The 1,428-nt window shown below is 45.7% G+C and carries 2 protein-coding genes; both read right to left on the minus strand.

The features are described 5' to 3' along the window. Positions 1-284 (minus strand): trp operon repressor (trpR, locus tag R8O70_RS25210; protein ID WP_318184462.1); only part of this gene is annotated, 284 nt, incomplete at its 3' end. 13 nt (positions 285-297) lie between these two features. Next, positions 298-1,428: transglycosylase SLT domain-containing protein (locus tag R8O70_RS25215; protein ID WP_318184463.1), on the minus strand; the 1,131-nt coding region annotated here is incomplete at its 5' end.

A 1,428-nucleotide genomic window follows, 5' to 3' on the forward strand; every position in this document is an offset into this window, starting at 1 on the left:
AATAAGAGTTTCAGCTTGTCTTTTTCCACTTCGGATTTCGACTTCAACTCATTTGAGCCACGAGTGATCGTGGCAATGCCAACACCAAGCATCTGACTGATCTGACGTTGAGATAATTCCCCTTTGAGAAGCTCATTAAGAATGTTAACGCGTGCAGTTAATGATTCCCTCTCATCAGGTGTCATCAGCATGGTTAACAGCATCTCATGTTGCTGGCTATCCACGCTGGATCGGATTAGCTCGACAATCTGTTGCCAGTCTCTGTACTCGGGTTCGTGTGACATCAAGTTACCTCACTCAATACTTGGTATTGATCTCGTGTTGATTCAAGAACGCGCCGTCGATACCCAAAAGATCACGATAGTAGGTTTCAAACATCAGAATGTTTTGCACATACCCACGAGTTTCGTTAAATGGAATCGCCTCAATAAAGGCGTATGCGTCCACTTTGCCTTGGGTTCGCTCTCGCCACGTTTTTACTCGGTTAGGGCCAGCATTATAAGCGGCGAGCGCAAAAATACGATTATTATCGTAATCCTCTAGCAAACCTTGCAGATAATGGCTACCGATCTCGATGTTTTTGCCGACGTTGTATAAATCATCACTACCTTGATAAGTCAGCTTGTATTTACGTGCCGTGTACTTCGCAGTCGCTGGCATGATTTGCATGATACCCCGAGCCCCTACCGGAGAACGCGCCTCTGAATCCAATGCACTTTCTTGTCTGGCTAACGACATCATCGTAATCGGGTCGATGTCATGCTTCTTCGCATAAAAGTTGAACCACCAGCGGTGCGCAATGGGGAATCGCAGTTCAATGTTGTCCCACATTTGCGCTTGGATACTGGCTGTGACGGTTAGGTGATGCCAATTCTTGGATGAGGCATACGCCGCCAACATCGCCTTTTCATCTTTACCTACTCTACTCAGCAAATGCGCCCACTCACTTTTCGCTGCCGCAATTTTATCTGTCGCAATCAACTCTTCAATACGAGTGAGAGAGTTTTGATACGGGTGAATAACCTTAGTATCGAGCTTAATACGATGAGATGGATATTTGATTGACTGACCAATCGCATTCGCCGCAGCTACGCTGTAGAAATTGCGCTGACCAACTAAGGTCGCCAATCGCTGTTTGCCTGCAATATCATCACCCAGCGCAATCTCACTTCGACCTAACCAATATTGCCAGCGAAGCGAGGCTTGCTCATCTTTGTTGAGTACAGCAATCCATTGTTGAACACCTTTCCAATCTGCATTTTGAATTGCTAGACGGATACGATTTTCGATCAAAGCGACATTTTTACTGGTTTTCGTCTTATCATCTCGCCATTTGGCTAGTGAATCGGATTCAGTACGAATCAGACGAATCGCAATGTAGTCCGCAAGTGCTTGGGCTTTTTCTGCTGAGAATTTTTGTCCTTTCAC

The sequence above is a fragment of the Vibrio sp. 779(2023) genome (genome assembly GCF_033344285.1).
Classification (GTDB): domain Bacteria; phylum Pseudomonadota; class Gammaproteobacteria; order Enterobacterales; family Vibrionaceae; genus Vibrio; species Vibrio alginolyticus.